At 33.5% G+C, this 3,583-nt stretch carries 3 protein-coding genes; all 3 read left to right on the forward strand.

The window, feature by feature from the left end; translation table 11 throughout:
- Positions 1-649 (forward strand): DUF3592 domain-containing protein (locus DCO46_RS22380; protein ID WP_133244629.1); only part of this gene is annotated, 649 nt, incomplete at its 5' end.
- A 181-nt stretch (positions 650-830) separates the two neighbouring features.
- Positions 831-1,604, forward strand: coding sequence for a TlpA family protein disulfide reductase (locus DCO46_RS22385; protein WP_116754676.1), 774 nt, complete (start codon positions 831-833; stop codon positions 1,602-1,604).
- A gap of 247 nt (positions 1,605-1,851) precedes the next feature.
- Positions 1,852-3,471 (forward strand): ABC-F family ATP-binding cassette domain-containing protein, encoded by a 1,620-nt coding sequence (locus tag DCO46_RS22390; protein ID WP_116754677.1) that lies wholly within the window; start codon positions 1,852-1,854, stop codon positions 3,469-3,471.
- Positions 3,472-3,583 lie beyond the last annotated feature (112 nt).

The following is a 3,583-nucleotide window of genomic DNA, read 5'->3' on the forward strand; positions in this document are numbered from 1 at the left end:
TAAATATATATTATTCATAATTGGTTTATCCTTATTGATCGGAGCCGTGTATATCTATCTTAATGAAAAGGCATTTTCTGAAAGAGCAATTATTGTTGAAGGAACTGTTATAGGGTCATCTGTTTCTATATCTAATGATAAAGTATATTATCATCCAGTAATTACTTTTAAAACTAATGAAGAAAAAAATATCAAATTTGTTGCTTCTGCGAGTGGATATTCCCCACTTTACAGCGTTGGAGAAAGTATAGAAATTATATATGATCCAACACATCCGGAAGAAGCCATTATCAAAAAGTATTTTTCAGCATTTGGAACTCCGATTTTGATGTCTTTTTTTGGTACTCTCTTCTTTATTATACTTTTTATTTTTCATTTTAGTCAAAAGAAAGCAAAATATATTTACGAAAAAGGAACTCGTATTATAACAGTATTTGATAGTGTAAAACAATCTTATAATCTAAAGGGGAAGAAGTTTTTTCAAATTTATACTACATGTTTGGATACTAAAACAAATCAAAAAAAAGTTTATAAGAGTGAAAAACTTTTTTTTGATCCAACAGATTTTATTAAAAGCAAAAACATTACGGTTATATTGCATCCGGAAAATCCAACAAAGTATTTAATGGATATTTCATTTTTGGCTTAGAATGTTTTTTTAAAAGTATAACACAAATCTTGCTAACTTCCTTTGAAGATTCCTTTTTCATCGAAAGGAAAAGTTCAAGTAGATATAAATTGAATTTTTACGATTTACGCGAAACCCTTTGCAAACTTTACCCTTAAAAAGAAATGCGTACTTTTGATCTTAGAATCATCGCATAAACTTCATGAAAAAAGCATTCATTATAACAATCTCATTTTTAATTTTTACTTCTTCTTTCGGCCAGTCCAAATTTGGAAACCCGGAAGTCGACGCTATTCAGATTCAGAAAACGTTTAGCAACTGGTCAGTTTATCAAAGTAAAAACGTTATGCTTTCCAGAGATTTTACGGCGATTGATGTTCTTTCAAAAGAAATTTCAAAAGAAACCTTTTTAGATCAGCTGGCAAACGGAAATTTTATTCCAATCCGATTAAAATCAGAAGAAGGTACTTATGTTTATAAACTATTCAAAATTCAGCCAAAATCAGATACGAGTATAAAAGCAACAATAAATCAAATAGGTTTTGATGCTCTCAAAAATTTCAGGATGGAAGGAACTGTTTTTCCGCCATTTTCGTTTAAAGATTTAGATGGCAATATAGTTTCAAACGAAACTATGAAAGGAAAAATTATTGTGATAAAATGCTGGTACATTCACTGTACGCCCTGCATAAGAGAATTTCCGCAGGTAAACAAACTAACAGAGGAATACAAAGACCGAAAAGATATTGTTTTTATAAGCTTAGCCGAAGATTCAGCAGAACAATTAAAGGCTTTCTTATCCAGAAAACCACTTTCATATTCTGTAATTCCAGACATGAAAGAATATATGAATGAAGCATTGCAGCTGAATTCATTTCCAACACATTTTATACTAAACAAAAAAGGATTGATTTCTAAAGTCCTGCCAAATTTTGAAAGTTTGGAAGTGGCTTTGGCTAAAGAAAGTAAACTTTAGTTGAATTAATCTCGCAAAGTCGCGAAGTCGCAAAGTTTTTCCATCCAATAATTTACGACACAATTTGTCATTTCGAGGAACGAGAAATGACAAGATTGCGTGACAATCAATTGCATAAAACAAAACTTAGCGCTTTTGCGCCTCTGCGAGAAATATTCGTTCGCATAAAAAACCTTAGTACCTTAGCATCTTTGCAACTTAGAACCTTTTTCACTACTTTTGCACCAAATTAATTAAAAAGACATTCATGTTAACAGTCAATAATTTATCAGTTCAATTTGGCAAACGAATTTTGTTTGACGAAGTAAATACCACATTCACTCACGGAAATATTTACGGCGTTATTGGAGCCAATGGTGCTGGAAAATCTACATTTCTAAAAATCATTTCAGGTGATATGGACCCAACTTCTGGGCATATCCATTTAGAACCGGGAAAACGTATGTCGGTGTTGAACCAAAATCACAACATGTTCGATGAGCATACCGTTTTGGAAACCGTTTTAATGGGAAATAAAGTTTTGTATGCTGTTAAAAAAGAAATGGATGAACTTTATTTAGACTACAACGACAAAAACGCAGACAGAATAGGGGAACTTCAGGTTCAGTTTGAAGAAATGAACGGCTGGAATGCTGATTCTGACGCCGCAGCAATGTTGTCTAACTTAGGAATCAACGAAGAGCATCATTATACTTTAATGGGTGATTTGGAGGGAAAAATTAAAGTTCGTGTGCTTTTGGCGCAGGCGCTTTTCGGAAATCCTGATTTGCTTATTATGGATGAGCCTACCAACGACCTGGATTTTGAAACCATCGCCTGGTTAGAAAACTTCCTTGCAAACTACGAAAACACTGTAATTGTAGTATCTCACGACCGTCACTTTTTAGACGCCGTTTGTACTCATATTTCTGATATTGATTTTGGAAAAATCAATCACTATTCAGGAAACTATACATTCTGGTACGAGTCTAGCCAGTTAGCGGCAAAACAACGCGCTCAGCAAAACAAAAAAGCAGAAGAGAAGAAACAAGAGCTTGAAGAATTTATTCGTCGTTTTAGTGCGAACGTTGCGAAATCGAAACAAGCGACTTCCCGTAAAAAAATGATTTCAAAACTGAATATTTCTGAAATCAAACCTTCAAGCCGTCGTTATCCTGCGATCATCTTCGATCAGGATCGTGAAGCAGGAGATCAGATTTTGAATGTAGAAGGTTTAGCCGCGTCTGTAGATGGTGAACTTTTGTTTAAAGATGTTGATCTGAATATGGCAAAAGGCGATAAAATCGTTCTTTTCTCTAAAGATTCGCGTGCAACAACTGCTTTCTATGAAATCTTAAACAACGAGCAAAAAGCAGATTCAGGAACTTTTGACTGGGGAATCACAACAAACCAGGCTTATTTACCTGCTGAAAATCATGATTTCTTCGAAAATGATCTGACTTTGGTAGACTGGTTACGTCAGTATGCTAAAACAGAAGAAGAGCGTGATGAGGTATTTATTAGAGGTTTCTTAGGAAAAATGATTTTCTCCGGTGAAGAAGCTTTAAAAACAAGCCGTGTATTATCAGGGGGAGAAAAAGTACGTTGTATGTTGTCCAGAATGATGATGGAACGTGCTAACGTTTTAATGCTGGATGAACCAACAAACCACTTAGATTTGGAGTCTATTACGGCTTTTAATAACTCATTGAAAAACTTTAAAGGTTCTGTGATTTTTACAACACATGACCACGAATTTGCACAAACTGTGGGTAACAGAATCGTAGAATTGACACCAAACGGAGTAATTGACCGTTATATGACATTTGACGAATACCTTGATGATGAAAAGATTCAGGAATTAAGAAAAAAGATGTATAATCTTTAATCTATAAATTACAATATTAAAAATCCCAAATTCCAATTAAAATAGAATTTGGGATTTTTTTATGTTTTACTTTTTAAAGAGTCTGGCAAATATACAGATAAATCTATCGATT

It is taken from the genome of Flavobacterium sp. HTF, assembly GCF_003105115.1.
Classification (GTDB): Bacteria; Bacteroidota; Bacteroidia; order Flavobacteriales; family Flavobacteriaceae; genus Flavobacterium.

Coding starts and splice junctions, on each gene's coding strand:
- DCO46_RS22385 (WP_116754676.1), top strand. CDS start 831: ATGAAAAAAGCATTCATTATAACAATCTCATTTTTAATTTTTACTTCT.
- DCO46_RS22390 (WP_116754677.1), top strand. CDS start 1,852: ATGTTAACAGTCAATAATTTATCAGTTCAATTTGGCAAACGAATTTTG.